The 19,287-nt window shown below is 53.0% G+C and carries 16 protein-coding genes, 2 tRNA genes and 1 other RNA gene; 8 read left to right on the top strand and 11 right to left on the bottom strand.

Annotated features, from left to right (window positions below; all coding sequences use genetic code 11):
- Nucleotides 1-144 precede the first annotated feature (144 nt).
- Nucleotides 145-1,770 carry an ABC transporter substrate-binding protein gene (locus AABB92_RS04305; protein WP_031374583.1) on the bottom strand — a complete coding sequence of 542 codons (1,626 nt, stop codon included), beginning with the start codon at nt 1,768-1,770 and terminating at the stop codon, nt 145-147.
- 584 nt (nt 1,771-2,354) lie between these two features.
- Nucleotides 2,355-3,002, bottom strand: a complete 648-nt coding sequence (locus tag AABB92_RS04300; protein ID WP_031374584.1) for a YchE family NAAT transporter — start codon at nt 3,000-3,002, stop codon at nt 2,355-2,357.
- A 458-nt stretch (nt 3,003-3,460) separates the two neighbouring features.
- Here AABB92_RS04300 and adhE point away from each other — a divergent pair, with 458 nt between their 5' ends.
- Nucleotides 3,461-6,148 (top strand): bifunctional acetaldehyde-CoA/alcohol dehydrogenase, encoded by a 2,688-nt coding sequence (gene adhE, locus AABB92_RS04295; RefSeq protein WP_031374585.1) that lies wholly within the window; start codon nt 3,461-3,463, stop codon nt 6,146-6,148.
- 58 nt (nt 6,149-6,206) lie between these two features.
- On the opposite strand, the gene tdk is transcribed toward adhE, so the two are convergent.
- Nucleotides 6,207-6,827, bottom strand: coding sequence for a thymidine kinase (tdk, locus tag AABB92_RS04290; protein WP_031374586.1), 621 nt, complete (start codon nt 6,825-6,827; stop codon nt 6,207-6,209).
- Between the two features lie 402 nt (nt 6,828-7,229).
- On the opposite strand from tdk, the gene hns reads away from it, so the two are divergent.
- Nucleotides 7,230-7,637, top strand: a complete 408-nt coding sequence (hns, locus tag AABB92_RS04285; RefSeq protein WP_031374587.1) for a histone-like nucleoid-structuring protein H-NS — start codon at nt 7,230-7,232, stop codon at nt 7,635-7,637.
- Between the two features lie 88 nt (nt 7,638-7,725).
- Here hns and AABB92_RS04280 read toward each other — a convergent pair whose 3' ends face one another.
- The 5 genes from AABB92_RS04280 to rssA form a co-directional block, all read right to left on the bottom strand.
- Entirely contained in the window at nt 7,726-8,733 is a 1,008-nt protein-coding gene (locus tag AABB92_RS04280; RefSeq protein ID WP_031374588.1) for an NAD-dependent epimerase, read from the bottom strand.
- A 14-nt stretch (nt 8,734-8,747) separates the two neighbouring features.
- Nucleotides 8,748-10,088: a UDP-glucose dehydrogenase family protein gene (locus tag AABB92_RS04275; protein ID WP_031374589.1), complete on the bottom strand. Its 1,341-nt coding sequence runs from the start codon at nt 10,086-10,088 to the stop codon at nt 8,748-8,750.
- A gap of 22 nt (nt 10,089-10,110) precedes the next feature.
- Nucleotides 10,111-11,019: a UTP--glucose-1-phosphate uridylyltransferase GalU gene (galU, locus tag AABB92_RS04270; protein ID WP_031374590.1), complete on the bottom strand. Its 909-nt coding sequence runs from the start codon at nt 11,017-11,019 to the stop codon at nt 10,111-10,113.
- Between the two features lie 193 nt (nt 11,020-11,212).
- On the bottom strand, nt 11,213-12,229 hold the full coding sequence (gene rssB, locus AABB92_RS04265) for a two-component system response regulator RssB (RefSeq protein WP_031374591.1): 1,017 nt from the start codon (nt 12,227-12,229) through the stop codon (nt 11,213-11,215).
- 99 nt (nt 12,230-12,328) lie between these two features.
- Complete coding sequence (rssA, locus tag AABB92_RS04260; RefSeq protein ID WP_031374592.1) at nt 12,329-13,234, bottom strand: patatin-like phospholipase RssA; 906 nt, start codon at nt 13,232-13,234, stop codon at nt 12,329-12,331.
- Between the two features lie 97 nt (nt 13,235-13,331).
- Here rssA and AABB92_RS04255 point away from each other — a divergent pair, with 97 nt between their 5' ends.
- The 6 genes from AABB92_RS04255 to xthA all read left to right on the top strand — a co-directional run bounded on the left by AABB92_RS04255 (nt 13,332) and on the right by xthA (nt 16,170).
- A complete protein-coding gene (locus AABB92_RS04255; RefSeq protein WP_031374593.1) occupies nt 13,332-13,787 on the top strand; it encodes a YchJ family protein in 456 nt (151 codons plus the stop codon).
- Between the two features lie 56 nt (nt 13,788-13,843).
- A complete protein-coding gene (purU, locus tag AABB92_RS04250) occupies nt 13,844-14,692 on the top strand; it encodes a formyltetrahydrofolate deformylase (protein WP_031374594.1) in 849 nt (282 codons plus the stop codon).
- A 144-nt stretch (nt 14,693-14,836) separates the two neighbouring features.
- A tRNA-Tyr gene (locus AABB92_RS04245) sits at nt 14,837-14,921 on the top strand.
- 36 nt (nt 14,922-14,957) lie between these two features.
- Nucleotides 14,958-15,042 (top strand) — tRNA-Tyr (locus AABB92_RS04240).
- A gap of 40 nt (nt 15,043-15,082) precedes the next feature.
- Nucleotides 15,083-15,210, top strand: a non-coding RNA gene (locus AABB92_RS04235) — RtT sRNA.
- Between the two features lie 153 nt (nt 15,211-15,363).
- Nucleotides 15,364-16,170, top strand: a complete 807-nt coding sequence (gene xthA, locus AABB92_RS04230) for an exodeoxyribonuclease III (protein WP_046288284.1) — start codon at nt 15,364-15,366, stop codon at nt 16,168-16,170.
- A gap of 47 nt (nt 16,171-16,217) precedes the next feature.
- Here xthA and AABB92_RS04225 read toward each other — a convergent pair whose 3' ends face one another.
- The 3 genes from AABB92_RS04225 to AABB92_RS04215 all read right to left on the bottom strand — a co-directional run bounded on the left by AABB92_RS04225 (nt 16,218) and on the right by AABB92_RS04215 (nt 19,186).
- A complete protein-coding gene (locus tag AABB92_RS04225; protein ID WP_031374595.1) occupies nt 16,218-16,526 on the bottom strand; it encodes a YnjH family protein in 309 nt (102 codons plus the stop codon).
- Nucleotides 16,523-18,439 carry a DNA topoisomerase III gene (locus AABB92_RS04220; RefSeq protein WP_046288283.1) on the bottom strand — a complete coding sequence of 639 codons (1,917 nt, stop codon included), beginning with the start codon at nt 18,437-18,439 and terminating at the stop codon, nt 16,523-16,525. Before AABB92_RS04220 ends, AABB92_RS04225 begins: the two co-directional genes overlap by 4 nt.
- A gap of 195 nt (nt 18,440-18,634) precedes the next feature.
- Nucleotides 18,635-19,186, bottom strand: coding sequence for an NAD(P)H nitroreductase (locus AABB92_RS04215; RefSeq protein ID WP_031374596.1), 552 nt, complete (start codon nt 19,184-19,186; stop codon nt 18,635-18,637).
- Between the last annotated feature and the right edge of the window lie 101 nt (nt 19,187-19,287).

The following is a 19,287-nucleotide window of genomic DNA, read 5'->3' as shown; positions in this document are numbered from 1 at the left end:
TTTTATTATCGTCGCCGGGGCGATTGACTGCCCCGGCGTCCCCCGTCTCGGGATCCCCGGCTGGTTAACCTGAGGATAGTGACCACATACTGTGGTCTGCACGGACGCGCGCTCCCCGACTGTCTCGCCAGGTAAGCGCGCGGCTCAGTGTTGTTTGATGAAATAGTATTTCAGGTCTGTCATGTCCTGCGGGTCTTTGCCCGTAAAGCCGCCAACCCAGGGCTTCACCAGGCGCACACTCACGCGGTAGTAAACTGGCACAATTGGTGAGTCTTTGTCGAGTTGTGTTTCAGCCTGCTGATAGAGGCTGGCGCGTTGTGCTTCACTGCTGGCGGTCAGGGTCTCCGACATCAGGCGATCAAACGTCGGGCTGCGGTAAAAGGCGGTATTGATTGAGGCGTTACCGATCAGCATGTTGAGAAAGGTCGACGGCTCGTTGTAATCCGCGCACCAGGTGGCGCGAACCACGTCATACTGCGCCTGATGACGGGTCTCCAGCAGAGTTTTCCACTCCTGATTCTGTAACGTCACCTTCGCGCCAAGGTTTTTCTGCCACATTGAGGCAGCAGCGATCGCCTGGCGTTTATTCTGATCGGAGGTGTTGTAGAGCAGCGTGAAGGTCAGCGGATGGCTGTCATCAAACCCGGCCTCTGCCAGTAACTTTTTCGCCGCCTGATTGCGCTGCGCCTGTGTCTGTCTGAACCACGCCGGTGGGGTTAAATTGATCCCGGCGGTAAACGGTGGCGTCAGGCTGTAGGCCGGAATCTGACCCTGCCCCATGATCTTGTTAGCAATGACTTCACGGTCGAGGGTCATCTTGATCGCAGCACGAACGCGCGCATCGGTAAATGGCGGCTTTTTATTATTAATTTCATAATAGAAAGTGCAAAGCAGCGGACTGACTTTGACCTGCTCGCCCAACTCCTGACGCAGTTTGCCGAACATTTCTGGCGGGATTGCGCTGTTGGTAATGTCCGTACCGCCGCTGCGATAGCGATTAATATCGCTGTTTTCCGAGGCGATCGGCAGGAAAGTGCCCTGCTCAATCACCGTATGGCTGTTATCCCAGTAGTGTGGATTGCGCTGCAGTACGATTTTTTCATTGACCACCCAGTCGCTCAGCGTATACGCGCCGTTGCCCACATAGTGACCCGGCCGGGTCCAGGCCTCGCCCCACTGCTTGATCGCCGGGGCATAGACCGGCTTCATCGCGGTATGCGCCAGCATGGCGACCAGATAAGGCACCGGTTCACTCAGGGTAATTTGCAGATGATGGGCATCCAGCGCCTTCACACCGAGCTGATCGGGTGACATTTTACCGGCCAGAATGGCATCAATGTTGGCGAAATGCGCCGCCTGCAGATAGCTGGAATAAGGAGAAGCCGTCGTGGGATCGGCCAGTCGACGCCAGCTATAGACGAAATCATCGGCGGTTACCGGTTCGCCGTTGCTCCATTTTGCGTCATTCCGCAGGGTAAAGGTCCACTGAGTCCCTTGCTGGTTTTGCCAGCTCTCCGCCACGCCAGGCACCACCCTGCCGCTGTTATCGGTGTTAACCAGCCCATCAAGCAGATTAAGAATAATATTCGATTCTGGCACGCCTTCGACTTTATGTGGGTCGAGCGACGCCACCTCTGAGCCGTTATTAATAACAATTTGCTGCTGCGGCGCCAGCGTCGTCCCGGCTGGCACCGTGGCACCATAGGCCGGTGAAAAAGCGATTAACAGACATAACGCAATTTTACACCGTTGTTGCTGCAAGTTTTTCATCCCAGTCATGCGAAAGCGCCAACCTTTTATTAAGTATCCCGATAGGCTTAAGCAAAAAGCGTTCTCACTTTGGGCTGTCGGAGAAAAAATTTTACGTTGCGCCAAAAATTATCAGAAGCAGCGGAAGGGTGCCAAAGCAAAATAGCTAAAATGTTAACTAATTCTCTTTTATCATGAGAAGTCAGGCAGCGGAAGTGTTAATTTTTGTCCTGAAAATATCTTATCGATATGAAAAATAGAGATTTTAGATAAAAACAGACTTTCTGCAGCTCTGCCGAAGGGATAAAAACGCTTTTTTGGCAATTATACCGGGGATACGCCATCAGACGCGATGAATGCGCGCCGGCTGGGAGCAGAGGCGCGATTTGTCAGGCTAAGCGAGAATTAGAAAGCAGATTATCATGTGAAAATTGTGACATTGCTGCGGCCAACAAGCGGCAAATTCCGGCCAGCAGTAATGAAAGTGATAATCTGCTGAATCTATTAAGCGGGATGAATAATTGCATGTTTATGGTGCAGGTTTTTCGGGCTTTGCACCATAATGATTCACGACTTCGCTTCGACCCCTGAATTAAGTGGGGAATTTAATTGAGTAAACCGGGGAAAATAGATTTCATTCCGGTCACCACGAACTCAATGCCCAGCGCCATCAGCAACAGCCCCATAATACGGGTGATCACGTTAATACCGGTCTGGCCTAACACCCGCACCATTAAAGGTGCAGCCCGAAACAACAGCCAGCAGCAGAAGGCAAAAAGCGCAATCGCCAGGCTGAATCCCAGCAGATTGACCCAGCTGTGATAGCGCGTGCTCCAGACAATGGTCGAACTGATGGCACCGGGTCCGGCCATCAGCGGCAGTGCCAGCGGTACCACCCCGACACTTTCACGAATCGCGGTCTCTGATTTTTCCTGTTTGTTCTGCTTATCTTCGCCCAGCTTACCGCTGATCATCGACATGGCGATGGTCACTACCAGAATTCCCCCGGCAATGCGGAAGGAGTCGATAGAGATACCGAAAATATGCAGAATCGCATCACCGAGAAACAGTGAGGTCCACAGAATGATGGCGACCGCGAGGTTGGCCGTCAGGTTGGTTTTATTACGCTCAGCAGCCCCCTGATAGCGGGTCATGCTGATAAACACCGGAATAATGCCTACCGGATTGACCAGCGCAAAAAGCCCGACAAAAAATTTTATATAACCTGATAAATCTAACAGCGCAGGGTTCACGACAGACTCCGTACCACAGGGGAGGAAAACGCGCCTAATGTAAGGGAAAAAGCGCCCTGACGCCAGATGCGCGGACAGCTATTTATTCTGCCGATCAGCGCCCGATTTAGCGCATTTCGCCAGACATTAAAATGCAGCTGGTTTTAGCCGCTATGAGCCTGGCCTTAAGAGGCGTAAGCGGTTTCGACAAGCGGGTGCCGAAAAGTGCGGCTGAAAGGAGTCAGCTTGCGTTCAAATTGATCTGTATCAAAATTGCCCTACCTCAAACCAGGTAATCTTTTCGCAACGGAAGTATTAGCAGCATCAGGGTACATAACGCTGATGCCAGAACAGACTAGTTTAGTAAACATTTGAAAATCCGGGCGTTCTGGCCCAATCCAACGCGCCAGCCAGGCGGGACTATACTCAGGACGCAGGATTGTTTACTAAAAAAGTTTAACTTCCTTCAGGAGAACACCATGGCCGTTACTAATGTCGCTGAACTTAATGCACTGGTCGAACGTGTAAAAAAAGCCCAGCGTGAATACGCCAACTTTTCCCAACAACAGGTTGACGCTATTTTCCGTGCTGCCGCGCTTGCCGCCGCAGATGCCCGAATTCCTCTCGCTAAGATGGCCGTTGCTGAATCCGGCATGGGCATCGTCGAAGATAAAGTGATCAAAAATCATTTTGCTTCTGAATATATCTACAACGCTTACAAAGATGAAAAGACCTGCGGTGTGCTGGCAACCGACGACACCTTCGGTACTATCACTATCGCTGAACCGATTGGCCTGATTTGCGGCATCGTGCCGACCACCAACCCAACCTCTACCGCCATCTTCAAAGCTCTGATCAGTCTTAAAACCCGTAACGGAATTATCTTCTCTCCACACCCACGTGCTAAAGACGCCACCAACAAAGCGGCAGATATCGTGCTGCAGGCAGCGATTGCAGCCGGTGCGCCGAAAGATATTATCGGCTGGATTGACGCGCCTTCGGTTGAGCTGTCTAACCAGTTAATGCATCACCCTGACATCAACCTGATTCTGGCAACCGGCGGACCAGGCATGGTGAAAGCCGCTTACAGCTCAGGTAAACCTGCTATCGGTGTGGGTGCCGGTAATACGCCGGTAGTGATTGATGAAACGGCTGACGTTAAACGCGCCGTAGCGTCTATCCTGATGTCAAAAACCTTCGATAACGGCGTGATTTGTGCCTCTGAGCAGTCAGTGATTGTGGTGGATTCTGCTTATGACGCAGTGCGCGAACGCTTTGCCAGCCATGGCGGTTATATGCTGCAGGGCGCTGAGCTGAACGCGGTACAGAATATCATTCTGAAAAATGGTGGCCTGAATGCGGCGATTGTTGGTCAGCCAGCGTTTAAAATTGCTGAGATGGCGGGCATCACCGTTCCTCCGAGCACCAAAATTCTGATTGGTGAAGTGCAGCTGGTGGATGAGTCTGAGCCGTTCGCTCACGAAAAACTCTCCCCGACTCTCGCGATGTATCGGGCAAAAGATTTCCAGGATGCCGTCGATAAAGCGGAAAAACTGGTGGCGATGGGCGGTATCGGACACACCTCCTGCCTGTATACCGACCAGGATAACCAGACCGAGCGCGTTCACTACTTCGGCGACAAAATGAAAACCGCGCGTATTCTGATCAATACCCCGGCTTCACAGGGCGGTATCGGTGACCTCTACAACTTTAAACTGGCGCCTTCTCTGACGCTGGGTTGTGGTTCATGGGGGGGTAACTCCATCTCTGAAAACGTTGGCCCGAAACACCTGATCAATACCAAAACTGTCGCCAAGCGAGCTGAAAATATGTTGTGGCATAAACTTCCTAAATCCATCTACTTCCGTCGCGGTTCTCTGCCAATTGCACTGGAAGAAGTGGCTTCGGATGGCGCCAAACGTGCGTTCATCGTCACTGACCGCTTCCTGTTTAACAACGGTTATGCTGACCAGGTGACCCGCGTGCTGAAAGCACACGGCGTTGAAACAGAGGTGTTCTTTGAAGTTGAAGCTGACCCTACGCTGAGCATCGTGCGTAAAGGCGCTGAGCAGATGAACAGCTTCAAACCTGACGTGATTATCGCCCTCGGCGGTGGTTCACCGATGGATGCCGCGAAAATCATGTGGGTGATGTACGAACATCCTGAAACCCATTTTGAAGAGCTGGCGTTACGCTTTATGGATATCCGTAAACGTATCTACAAATTCCCGAAAATGGGCGTCAAAGCTCGCATGGTGGCAATCACCACCACTTCCGGTACCGGTTCAGAAGTGACGCCGTTTGCGGTGGTTACTGACGATGCCACCGGCCAGAAATACCCACTGGCAGACTATGCGTTAACCCCGGATATGGCGATTGTCGATGCTAACCTGGTGATGGATATGCCGCGCTCCCTGTGCGCCTTTGGCGGCCTGGATGCGGTGACCCATGCGCTGGAAGCTTATGTGTCAGTGCTGGCTAACGAATACTCTGACGGTCAGGCGCTGCAGGCACTTAAACTGCTGAAAGAGAACCTGCCAGCCAGCTACGCGGAAGGTGCGAAAAATCCGGTGGCGCGTGAACGCGTGCACAATGCGGCAACCATCGCCGGTATCGCCTTTGCCAACGCCTTCCTTGGGGTTTGTCACTCAATGGCGCACAAACTGGGTTCGGAATTCCATATCCCACACGGCCTGGCTAACTCACTGTTAATCGCCAACGTCATTCGTTATAACGCGAACGACAACCCGACTAAACAGACCGCGTTCAGCCAGTATGACCGTCCACAGGCACGTCGTCGCTACGCAGAAGTCGCAGACCACTTAGGCCTGACGGCGCCGGGCGACCGCACCGCGCAGAAAATTGAAAAACTGCTGGCGTGGCTGGAAGAGATTAAAACTCAACTGGGTATCCCAACCTCTATCCGCGAAGCGGGTGTGGCAGAAGCTGACTTCCTGGCGAAAGTCGATAAGCTGGCAGATGATGCATTTGATGACCAGTGTACCGGCGCTAACCCACGTTATCCGCTGATTGCTGAGCTGAAACAAATCATGCTGGACACCTACTATGGCCGCGAATTTGTTGAACCCTTCTCCAGCGTCGCTGAAGCCGTGGCTGAACAACCGGTAAAAGGTGTTAAGGTCGAGAAGAAAGCGAAAAACGTCTAATCGGCTGACAAACAAAAAACCCGCCTCGGCGGGTTTTTTTATTTCTGTTACAGCACTGTCAGTTCAGCGGCGTTTGCGCGCCGTAAATCGCCTGCAGCGATCCCTGCTCTATTGCCTGCTTGTAATGCTTGCGGCACACGGAGATATAGCGTTCATTGCCACCGATCACCACCTGCTCACCTTCACTGAACGGTTTTCCCTCGCTGTCGAGACGCAGCACCATACTGGCTTTGCGGCCACAGTGGCAGATGGTCTTCAGCTCTACCAGCTTGTCAGCCCACGCCAGCAGATACTGACTGCCGGTAAACAGCTCACCACGGAAGTCGGTTCTCAGGCCATAGCAAAGCACCGGGATATCAAGATTGTCCACCACGTCTGACAGGGCCTTCACCTGCTCACGGGTCAGGAACTGACTCTCATCGACCAGCACGCAGTGAATCGGCTGAGCCGCGTGCTCTGCGGCGATATCGCGGTAAAGCGCAGTCTCAGCGTTATACAGTAAGGCGGGCGAAGAGAGGCCAATACGCGAGCTGACGGTGCCTGCGCCAAAGCGATCGTCAATTTCAGCGGTGTAGACCAGGGTTCGCATTCCCCGTTCCTGGTAGTTATAGGAGGACTGCAGTAAGGCGGTGGATTTACCCGCATTCATCGCAGAGTAGTAAAAATAGAGTTGGGCCATAGCAGCGGGTTCTTCATCAGGACTTAACGGAATGGCGCGCATATTAGCACAAAGCGCTGCTAAAACTGAGCGGGTAGCCGCGGAATAATGATCGCCATGGGCCGCTCTGGGTGAGCTAAAATTCAGGCCGATCCTTTGCCTGCCTGAGCGGGTAGCCGGGATATTACCCCCAACAACATCCTGCCTTTTTCACTGCTGTAATTAATGTATTAAATTTACGTCTTTTAAAGCTGACATAAAAATAGCCCTTAAACGGCGAAAAAGTAAATCTTTCTGAAGAATGATTTTTACTCTCTTTTATTTTGCCGTCGCGCTTTAATATTAATTTGTGTTGAAGTTATTTATTACCACCTCTACTATTGTCGGGCAAAACAACTTTTTTATTATTCAGAGACCAGGACAATGAGCGAAGCACTAAAAGTTCTTAATAATATCCGTACGCTGCGTGCTCAGGCCAGAGAGTATCCGATTGACTCGCTGGAAGAGATGCTGGAAAAACTTGAAGTGGTGGTAAAAGAACGCCGCGAAGAGGAGTCACTGACCCAGGCAGAGAATGCCGAGCGTGCACGTAAACTGGAACAGTATCGTGAAATGCTGCTGGCGGACGGCATCGATCCGAATGAATTGCTGAGCTCCCTGTCAGACACCAAAGTCGCCGGGAAAGGTAACCGTTCAGTTCGTCCGGCAAAATATAAGTATGTCGATGAAAAAGGCGAAACCAGAACCTGGACTGGTCAGGGTCGCACACCGGCAGTGATTAAAAAAGCACTGGAAGAGCAAGGTAAGCAGTTAGACGACTTTCTACTCTGATAACGGGTCGGGTTTCGCTACTGAATACTGATTGCCCTTAGAGATAACAAAAAAAAGGAAGCCTGCGCTTCCTTTTTTATTTTATTAATCAGACCTGATAGAAGTCCCGATACCAGTCAACAAAGCGCTTAACGCCCTCTTCCACACTGGTTTGCGGTTTAAAACCGATCGCCTTAAACAGGGCTTCGGTGTCAGCGCTGGTTTCCAGCACGTCACCCGGTTGCATTGGCATCAGATTCTTAACCGCCGTAATACCCAGTGCTTTCTCGATGGCTTCGATATAGTTGATCAGCGTGACCGGCTGACTGTTACCAATATTATAAATCCGATAAGGCGCAGAACTGGTGGCTGGCGATCCCGCCTCTACCGTCCAGTTTTCATCCGCCTGCGGAATAACATCCTGCAAACGAACAATCGCTTCCGCAATGTCATCAATATAGGTGAAGTCGCGTTTCATCTGGCCCTGGTTATAAACATCAATCGCTTCACCTGCAATCATCGCACGGGTGAATTTGAATAATGCCATATCCGGCCGGCCCCACGGACCATAAACGGTAAAGAACCGCAGTCCGGTGGTCGGCAGCTGGTAAAGATGCGAGTAAGTATGTGACATTAACTCGTTAGCTTTCTTGGTCGCCGCATATAACGAAACCGGATGGTCAACGCTATCTTCGGTGGAGAAAGGCATTTTACGATTCAGGCCATAAACCGAACTGGAAGATGCATAAAGCAGATGTTCGATTTTATGATGACGGCAGCCCTCAAGAATGTTGAGGTGACCAATCAGATTAGCGTCGGCGTAGGCGTGGGGATTCTCTATTGAATAGCGAACACCCGCCTGGGCGCCTAAATGAATCACGCGCTGGAACTGCTGTTGCTTAAACAGTGACGCGATTGCGTCACGGTCAGCCAGATCCATCTCAATAAAGGTAAAAGCCGGATCGGGTTTAATCAGGTTCAGACGGGCATGCTTAAGATTTACGTCATAATAATCATTCAGGTTGTCGATACCGACAACCTGGTGACCGGCGGCCAGCAGACGTTGGCTAACATGAAAACCAATAAAGCCTGCGGCGCCGGTGACCAGAAAGTTCATAAATCCCTCGTTAATTATGCAATTTGAATAGACGCTCCGCGGCCGATTGCATAATAAACGAATCCGCGTTTGCTGGTACGCTCTGGATCATACAGGTTACGACCATCAAAAATCACGGGTTCTTTCAGTGCATTTTTGATGACGTCAAAGTCAGGTGCACGGAAGTTTTGCCATTCCGTACAAATGACCAGGCCATCAGCGCCCTGCAGTGCCGCCTCTTTGGTTCCCATCAGCTTGAGATCGCTGCGGTGACCATAGATGCGCTGCGCTTCATCCATCGCTTCAGGGTCAAACGCCTGGACAGTAGCACCGGCTTCCCACAACGTTTCCATCAGCACGCGGCTGGAGGCTTCACGCATATCGTCGGTATTCGGCTTGAATGACAGACCCCAAAGGGCAAAGGTCTTACCGCTCAGATCGTCGCCGAAATGACGCTTAATGAAGGTCGGCAGCTTGGTCTTCTGGCTGTCATTGACATCTTCCACTGCCTGTAACAGGCGAGGCTTATAGCCAATAGACTCCGCGGTACGGATCAGCGCCTGCACATCTTTCGGGAAGCAGGAACCACCATAGCCACAGCCTGGATAGATGAAGTGGTAGCCAATGCGGGGATCGGAGCCGATACCCTGGCGTACTTTTTCAATATCCGCGCCTAAGCGCTCAGCCAGATTGGAGATCTCGTTCATAAAGCTGATTTTGGTCGCCAGCATGCAGTTTGCGGCATACTTGGTCAGCTCTGCGCTGCGGATATCCATCATGATCATACGATCGTGGTTACGGTTAAACGGCTCATAGAGCTCGCGTAACAGTTCAACCACTTCGTCGTTATCGGTGCCGACAACGATGCGCTCTGGACGCATGCAGTCGTTAACCGCCGCGCCTTCCTTGAGGAATTCAGGGTTAGAGACCACATCGAAAGTGATGTTAGCGTCACGCGCTTTAAGCGCTTCCGTCATCACTGCACGCACTTTGTCTGCTGTGCCAACCGGAACGGTTGATTTGTCGATAACCACTTTGTGATCGTTCATGTATTGCGCAATGGTGCGCGCTACAGCGGTCACATATTTCAGATCGGCAGAGCCGTCTTCATCCGGGGGGGTACCGACTGCAATAAACTGCATAACACCATGGTTTACGCCCAGCTCAGCATCGGTGCTGAACTTCAGACGACCCGCTTCGTAATTAGACATTACCAGCGGCGTTAAACCTGGTTCGAAAATAGGAATGATGCCTTTTTTCAGATTTTCGACTTTCTTTTCGTCGACATCAATGCAGAGAACGTCATGTCCGACTTCGGCCAACACCGCAGCCTGAACCAGACCGACATAGCCGATACCAAATACAGTGACTTTCATCGAGTTATCCTGTGTTTATGAATTACTTTTTGTTGCCAACTGCGCCATCGAGCCATTCAGAAAAATCTTTGCCCAATACCGGATGACGAACACCGTACTCAACGAAAGCCTGCATGTAGCCCAGTTTGTTACCGCAGTCATGGCTCACACCTTTCAGGTGATAAGCTTCAACGGTCTCTTTTTCCATCAGCATAGCGATAGAGTCAGTTAACTGAACTTCGCCGCCTGCACCTGGAGGCGTTTTCGCCAGCAGTGGCCAGATATCAGCAGAAAGAACATAACGACCAACAACGGCCAGGTTAGATGGCGCTTCTGCCGCTTTTGGCTTCTCAACCACACCAACCATTGGTGCGCTGTCGCCTGGGTTCAGTTCTGCGCCCTGGCAATCTACAACACCGTACGCAGTCACATCAGCAACCGGCTCAACCATGATCTGGCTGCGGCCAGACTCTTCGTAACGGCTCAGCATTTCTGCCAGGTTATCTTTGGTTGGGTTAGATTCGTATTCGTCGATGATCACGTCTGGCAGGATCACGGCAACTGGCTCATCACCCACTAATGGATGTGCACACATAACCGCGTGGCCCAGGCCTTTAGCGATGCCCTGACGAACCTGCATGATGGTGACGTGTGGCGGGCAGATTGACTGGATTTCATCCAGCAGCTGACGCTTAACACGTTTTTCCAGCATAGATTCCAGTTCGAAGCTGGTATCGAAGTGGTTTTCGATGGCGTTTTTAGAAGAGTGAGTCACCAGCACAATTTCGTTGATGCCGGCAGCAATACACTCGTTAACGACATACTGGATTAACGGCTTATCAACCAGCGGTAACATCTCTTTCGGAATCGCTTTAGTGGCTGGGAGCATGCGCGTACCCAGACCCGCTACCGGGATTACCGCTTTTTTTACTTTGGACTTATAGGCAGACATTAAGATACCTCTCTTATAGGCCGTTCAAGTTAATACTTGATATGTCGGTTTAAATTCGGAAATGAGTATATCAGTTAGTATCGAACGGATTTATCCTGGAAGAACTGAAACCGTCGAAATTAAGACTATTACCCAAGTGTAAAGCTAACTTCTGGCCCTGTCTCCAGCGCCAGATCAAATTAATTTTTGCTGTTTATTCTTCAGCCGATAGCATCAGACGAATGCGTCCGCCTGCGCCCCAGACGTGGCATTGCCAGTTTTCGGCACGCTGACTGATCTGATTAAGATGGGTGCTTCCCATGGTGCCCAGAGGCACGCCGTTGCTGAGTTGAATCTGATTGGCATGAACGTGAAGCGTGGCGTTTAAACCGGCTGAAACCAGGATGAGATTTTTTAAACCGCGGTGATAATAACCAACCAGTAACGGGAACTGACCGCTCAGGTTGGCCTGCCGTAACAGCAAATTGACCTGTCTGAGCAGGCCATTGAGTTCCGGCAGGCGCTGTTTCTGTCCCGACAACTGCTCCTGCAGCAAGCCGTTGAACAGCGCACGCAGCAGCAACGCGGCCAGTACTCCGTTGTCGCCCGCCCGGGTGACGTCCAGACAGTAGAAAGCCAGGTCTTTATCTGAGAGGGCTGCAATATCCAGAACCAGGCCAGGCTGCTCGGCCATGGTGAGCTGGCGGTAGTTGACCCGACAGTTGGCGATGGTTTGTTGCACTGGCGGCTGAAGCTGCTTAAGCAACTTGGCGGCCGCTTTCGGATCGCGCACCAGCGCATCCCAGTCCTGGAACAGCTGTTCATCCTCCTCCACTTTAGAGGTGAACATTGAGGGATAGAGACACTCATAGACCGCTTCACGGAAGCGCTCAAAGTTCTTCAGCGGTTTCAGCAGCACATCCTGCACCCCGAGGCGCAGCACGTGGGCGATATCCGACATGTTTTCGGTTGCCGAGATGATCAAAATCGGCACCGCATTGCCACGGGTACGAATATGTTCAACGAACTGGATACCGCTCATGCGCGGCATCTCCAGATCGCAAATTATCAGGTCGACAGTATGCTGTTGTAATTGTGCAATTGCTTCCAGACCATCTTCCGCTTGTAACGTCACAGCACCCATCGATAACAAAAATTGGTCCAGCAACGAACGGAAAACAGCCTCATCTTCGACAATGAGTATCTTTTTGCCGATTAGTGGTTTTTCCATTCTTTCCCCCTGCGTACCAGATATTTCAATAGTGGTTCATAAAACGCAGTTGCGCCTTTCAGAATTGCCCGAAGTAACATCTGTGAATGAACAACCTGATTATCTGCCACGGACCAGTGGTAACAGTTCATCCATTTTCTTCTCAACGGCGGCCTTGCCTGCCTCGATAGCCTCTTCAGCGCGGTGAAAGTCCAGCGTCGAAATTTGCGGACAAACGGGCTGAATCAGGACATCGGGCGGATCGCCTGCCATACGATTTCGCTTCAGGCGATTTTCCAGCACCTGGATAGAGGTGGTCATGATCTCCATCGCTCCCGGTGTCTGGGACGCACGACGCTGGCTAAAATTCACCAGTCGCTGTCGCAGCTTCCCGCTCCAGCTCAATGCCACCGCGGCGGCTTCTTCTTCACTGTTCTGGGGTGTCACGGAAAACAGGTCCTGCTGCATCAGATGTGCGTCGTGCTGCAGGTCTACGGCGATAACAATGTCAGCGCCCAGGGCACGCGTTAATGAAATCGGCACCGGATTGACCACGGCACCATCCACCAGCCAATACCCATTGTAGCCCACGGGCGGTAATAAACCTGGCATACTGCAGGATGCCCGCACCGCCTGATGCAAATCGCCCTCGGTCAGCCACAGTTCACGGCCGGTACTGAGGTTGGTCGCGACCACGCCAAAGGGTTTACCGCAGGTCTCAATGGTGTCATTGGGGATTAACTGCCGGACGTGATTGAATACCCGCTCGCCGCGCAATAACCCCCCGCGCTGCCACGAAACATCCATCAGGCGAATCACATCCCAGTAACGAAACGCGCTGACCCACTTTTCCATCAGCGGCAGGCGGTTATTAACATAGGCCGAGCCGACCAGCGCGCCGACTGAACATCCCGCCACCACATCGACTTCAATTCCGGCGTGCTCAAGCGCCTTAATTACGCCGATATGCGCCCATCCTTTGGCCGCTCCAGAACCCAGAGCCAATCCAATTTTTACCTTTCTCATCTGTGTCTGGTCCTGCCGTCAATACATAGCGTCACAACGTAGGGTCAGCTAACATAGCGCGCTGGTTTATATCGACTCATCACCTTCAGGAGATCACGTGTCAGACATCTGCCCATGTTGTAGCGGAGAGCAGTATAGCGTATGTTGCGAGCCCTTTCTTAAGGGTACCCAAATTCCTGTTACAGCTGAACAACTTATGCGTTCACGTTATTGCGCCTATGTTCAGCAGAACGCAGATTATCTGGTTTCTACCTGGCATCCTGCCAAACGTCAGCCCGCGCTGGCAGGGCTTTTATCTGAAAGTTTTCAGGGCACTGAATGGCTAAGCCTGAATGTAACTCGTTGTAATCATGGAAGCCATGAGAATGAAGCTTTCGTCACCTTTTTTGCGCGATACCGCGAGAAAATGACCATTCAGGCCATTCATGAGTGTTCACGCTTTCTTCGTGAGGATCAACGCTGGTACTATGTCGACGGAACGGCGCCCCAGATTGGCCGTAACGATCGGTGCCCCTGCGGCTCCGACAAAAAATACAAAAAATGTTGTGGCTAAGCCAAAGGCAACCGCAACGGTTCTACCCCTAATGCTTTGACAGGACTCTGATTGAGATGCAAGCGCAAACCATGCAAAGAAAAGTTTTACGTACCATTTGTCCCGATGCAAAAGGTCTGATCGCCAAAATCACCAATATTTGCTACAAGCACGAGCTGAATATTGTGCAAAACAATGAGTTTGTTGATCATCGCACCGGGCGTTTTTTTATGCGCACAGAGCTGGAAGGGATCTTTAACGACAACACCCTGCTTGCAGATCTCGATAGCGCCCTGCCTCAGGGTTCAGTCCGTGAACTGCACAGCGCCGGCCGCCGCCGCGTGGTTATCCTGGTGACCAAAGAGGCACACTGCCTCGGCGATCTGCTGATGAAGAGCGCCTTTGGCGGTCTGGATATGGAAATTGCCGCGGTGATCGGCAACCATGACACGCTGCGTTCGCTGGTTGAGCGTTTCGATATTCCTTTCGTGCTGGTCAGCCATGAAGGCCTGACGCGCGAAGAACACGATAGCCGGATGGTTGAAGAGATCGATCGTTACCAGCCTGACTATGTGGTGCTGGCGAAATATATGCGCGTGCTGACCCCGGCGTTCGTGCAGCGCTACCCTAACCAGATCATCAATATCCACCACTCGTTCCTGCCAGCCTTTATTGGCGCCCGTCCTTATCATCAGGCGTATGAACGCGGCGTGAAAATTATCGGCGCAACTGCGCACTACGTAAACGACAACCTCGACGAAGGTCCAATCATTATGCAGGACGTCATCAATGTCGATCACAGCTACACCGCTGAAGAGATGATGCGTGCCGGTCGTGACGTTGAAAAGAACGTGTTAAGCCGCGCACTGTACAAAGTGCTGGGCCAGCGCGTGTTTGTTTACGGTAACCGAACGATTATTCTTTAATCACGCCAGTGGCTGAATTGCCTGAGGATTCAGCGCTACGGGCAAAAAGTGGGCAAACAGATGCTGTTTTGCCGATGGGCGCTTTACACCCTTATCGCATTTGGTATGATGCGCCCCGCTTTAAGACATAAAGATTCAGGCCATGGTGGGATTCCCGAGCGGCCAAAGGGAGCAGACTGTAAATCTGCCGTCACAGACTTCGAAGGTTCGAATCCTTCTCCCACCACCATCTGAATCGTCTTTTTGCCAGCATACCGTAATCCCTGGTGGGATTCCCGAGCGGCCAAAGGGAGCAGACTGTAAATCTGCCGTCACAGACTTCGAAGGTTCGAATCCTTCTCCCACCACCATCTTGCATATCGCACACAATCCCAAACTAATATCCAGGCTTCCTGTTCTGCGGGGAGAGGGATGAGAACCTTCGATTAAGGTTCGGGTCGAGCTTTGCGAGACAACGCGCTTCAGCGCGGCCCGAAGGGTGAGGCGCAACGCGCCGAATAATCCTTCTCCCGCCGCCCTCTCCTGTTTTAACCTGCTGTTACTGCTTATCTCCCCCTACTCTGTTGGTCTGTCCCTGCCCTCTCGTATCATCTTCCACGCTTCGGTCATGACTTTTTCAGCAAAAATCGCTACCATCCCAGCCTATTACTCGCTGAACAATGGTCGATTCCATGAAATTTGTTTCATTTAACATCAATGGGTTGCGTGCCCGTCCGCATCAGCTCCAGGCACTGGTCGAACAACATAGTCCGGACGTCATCGGCCTGCAGGAAACCAAAGTCCATGACGACATGTTCCCGCTGGAAGACGTGGCGAAGCTCGGTTACAACGTCTTTTATCATGGTCAGAAAGGCCATTACGGCGTTGCGCTACTGACGAAGGTACAGCCGGTAGCAGTACGCCGTGGCTTTCCCGGTGATGATGACGATGCACAACGCCGCCTGATTATGGCCGAAATCCCCAGCCCGATTGGCGACATCACGGTGATTAACGGCTATTTTCCGCAGGGCGAAAGCCGTGACCATCCGACCAAGTTTCCGGCCAAAGAGAAATTTTATCGCGATCTGCAACGTTTTCTGACCGACGATCTGCCCGCCGACAAACCGGTGCTGATCATGGGCGACATGAATATCAGCAGCACCGATCTGGATATTGGGATTGGTGAAGAGAGCCGCAAGCGCTGGCTGCGTACCGGCAAATGTTCATTCCTGCCGGAAGAGCGTGAGTGGATGGATCGGCTGCTGGGCTGGGGACTGGTGGACACCTGGCGTGAACATAATCCTGAAACCGCCGATCGTTTTTCGTGGTTCGACTACCGCTCAAAGGGTTTCGATGATAACCGCGGTTTACGCATTGATCTGGTTCTGGCGAGTAAAAACCTGGCGGCCCACTGCGTAGAGAGCGGCATTGATTATGGTATCCGCAGCATGGAAAAGCCGTCGGATCACGCGCCAATCTGGTCCACCTTCCGCTTCTGATCGACGCGCTTTAACTGAAGGTCGCGTGGCCGACTGCCACGCGACGACTATTTGACTATTTTCCAGATCAGATTATTGGTGCCCAGCGAGTGTTCATCACGCGCGCACTGCAGTAACACTCCTTCCGATTTCACCACCGCCCCTTCGCTGTAGTTACGATTATCAAAAATACAGCAGCGCAGACAGTCCGGCTGACGCCGTTGTCCCTGGGTCCAGACTTCCGGCGGCAGGTCGACTACCACGTCAGTGTTGACACCATTGTCGCTGTCCGGCGGCGGCTGATGTCGGCTGTTGGCCTCTGCGGCACCGCCAGCCAGCGACAGGGCCAGCACCATTAATAATGAAAAACGTCTCATTCCGTCTCCTTGACTTTACGCTTTGTTTTGCGCACCGGACGTTTTTGTCCGGTGGACGGTAAGCCCCGAAAGGCATGCACCGCAGGCTGTTGCCGCGCCTGATGAATCAGTCCGGTCAGGGTCTGCACCAGCGGCTGCATGAACTCATCATAGCGGCAGGCCTTTTCACTGATCCGGGTCAGGGTGGATTCCCACTGCGCGGTCATATCCGGGCGTGCAGCCAGATCGGGTAACGAGTGGATCAGGGCACGTCCGGCCTCAGTTGAGTGGATATAGCGGCCCTTTTTCACCAGGAAGCCACGACGAAACAGCAGTTCGATAATGCCGGCGCGGGTCGCTTCCGTTCCTAAACCATCGGTCGCACGCAGCACTTTCTTTAATTCTTTATCCTGAACGAAGCGGGCAATTCCGGTCATCGCCGAAAGGATGGTGGCGTCCGTAAACGGACGCGGTGGCTGAGTCTGCTTCGCCAGCACCTCACCGCGCTCACACAACAGCTCATCGCCTTTGGCGACCACCGGCAGCGGCATACCATCATTCTCTTCATCCCGCTCTTTGTTACCGAGCAGTGCCCGCCAGCCCGCTTCTGCCAGGAAACGCGCTTTGGCGACGAATTTGCCGCCGGCGATCGCCAGTTCTATCACGCATTTGCGGAACACCGCATCCGGACAGAACTGCATCAGATACTGGCGCGCCACCAGCGCATAGATATTTTGCTCGTTCTCACTCAGTTTCACCGAACCGGCGCGGGCAGTCGGAATGATCGCATGGTGCGCATCGACCTTTTTGTCATCCCAGCAGCGGTTACGGCGATCGCCGTCAAAATCAGCCGGCGGCGTCAGCTGCGGCTGATGGGCCTGAATGGCATTGAGTACCGCATGGCGGCCGGCGAAATGCTCTTCCGGCAGATAACGGCTATCGGAACGTGGATAGGTGATCAGCTTATGGGTTTCATACAGCCGCTGGCAGGTATCCAGCACCGTTTGTGCACTCAGGCCGTAACGCTTCGCCGCCTCAATCTGCAGGCTGGATAAAGAGAACGGTAACGGTGCACCTTCGTTTTCCCGTTTATCGCTGTAGGCGGTAACCGCCGCTGGCTGGCCGGTGATACGCGCCACCACATGATCAGCCAGCGCCCGCTTCAGCAGACGCCCCTCCTCATCCTGCCACGGCTCACAGGCTTCGCTCGGCACCCAGCTGGCGACGAAGCGCACCTCATCCGGCGTAACGATGTGGGCTTTTACCTCGAAGTAATCTTTCGGCAGGAAATTCTCTATCTCTTCATCGCGCCGCACCACCAGCCCGAGCACCGGCGTCTGCACCCGACCCACTGACAGCACGCCATCGTAGCCGGCACTGCGCCCCAGCAGCGTCCAGGCACGGGTCATATTGATGCCGTACAGCCAGTCGGCACGGGCGCGAGCCAGCGCTGAAACACAGAGCGGAATAAATTCCCGGTTCTCCCGCAGGCGGTTCACCGCGCGATCCACCGCCTGTGGATTGAGATCGTTGATCAGGCAGCGCTGTACCCGACTGCGCTTTTCCGCTGGCAGGTTGAGATAGTCCAGCACCTCATCGACCAGCAACTGTCCTTCGCGATCGGGGTCACCGGCATGCACGATCTCACTGGCCTGGGCCAGCAATCCTTCTACCACTTTCAGCTGTTTGGCGACTGACGGGCGCGGCTTAAGCTGCCACTTTTGCGGAACGATCGGCAGGTCGGCTAACGACCAGCGCGCGTAACGGCTGTCGTAACTATCGGGTTGCGCCTGCTCCAGCAAATGCCCGACACACCAGGTCACCACCTGATCGTTGCCGCAGGCGATAAATCCATCGCCGCGTCGATGAGGTTTTGGCAGCACATCGGCAATGGCCCGCCCAAGACTGGGTTTTTCCGCAATAAACAAACGCATTGAATCAGGTAATCCTTAACATCAGGGAATAACAGTGATAACCGGTTGTTCGCTGTTGGCTGCAAATATGGCGGCTATGTTAGCCTGGCAAGGCGTCTGGCGTAAGCGTCACGGACCGGGATAGCGATCATTCGCACAGGAAGCGTTCAATAAGCAGGGCCAGAGGATGCCCTGCCGGCAGGTTCAGAATAAGGGTCAGAAGTAACTGACGAAAGGCGCGGTGTCGGGCGGCAACACGGTGGTGCTGGACTTCAGCTGCGGCGTGCCTAAATAGAGGAAGCCGACAATTGCATCCTGTTCCCGGCAGCCGAATGCCTGGCGCACCGTCTGATCGTCGGTCCACGGGCCGCTGCGCCAGATACCATTATAGCCCTGCGCTGCTGCCGCCATCTGCATCGCCATCACTGCGCAGCTGGCGGAAGCAATCTGCTCCCAGCGCGGCACTTTCGGGTGGGGTTCACAATATGCCACCACGGTAATGATCATTGGTGCGCGAAACGGCGACTGACTGGCCTTGTTGATCGCCTTCTCATCCAGTTGCTTATCACGTGCTGCCTGCTCCAGCAGCTGACTCAGCCGATCGCGGCCCTCATTTTCCACAATAATAAAGCGCCAGGGTTGCAGCGTGCCGTGATCCGGTGCGCGCATACCGGCACGCAGTATATTTTCCAGCGCCTCGCCGGCGGGCGCCGGGTCGGTCAGACGTGATGCCGAACGACGGTTAACCAGTAACTCCAGTGCATCCATGTTTTTTCTCCCGATCGCATTGATGTTGCAGTAATCCTGGCACAGTCAGATTTTTTGTAACAGTCGGCGGTGAATTCCTGCTGACTTTTAGCACGCTGCTC

Origin of the sequence: Pantoea brenneri, from assembly GCF_038594305.1 — a bacterium.
GTDB classification, from domain to species: Bacteria; Pseudomonadota; Gammaproteobacteria; order Enterobacterales; family Enterobacteriaceae; genus Pantoea; species Pantoea brenneri.
This window is presented reverse-complemented; position numbering and strand designations above follow the sequence as displayed.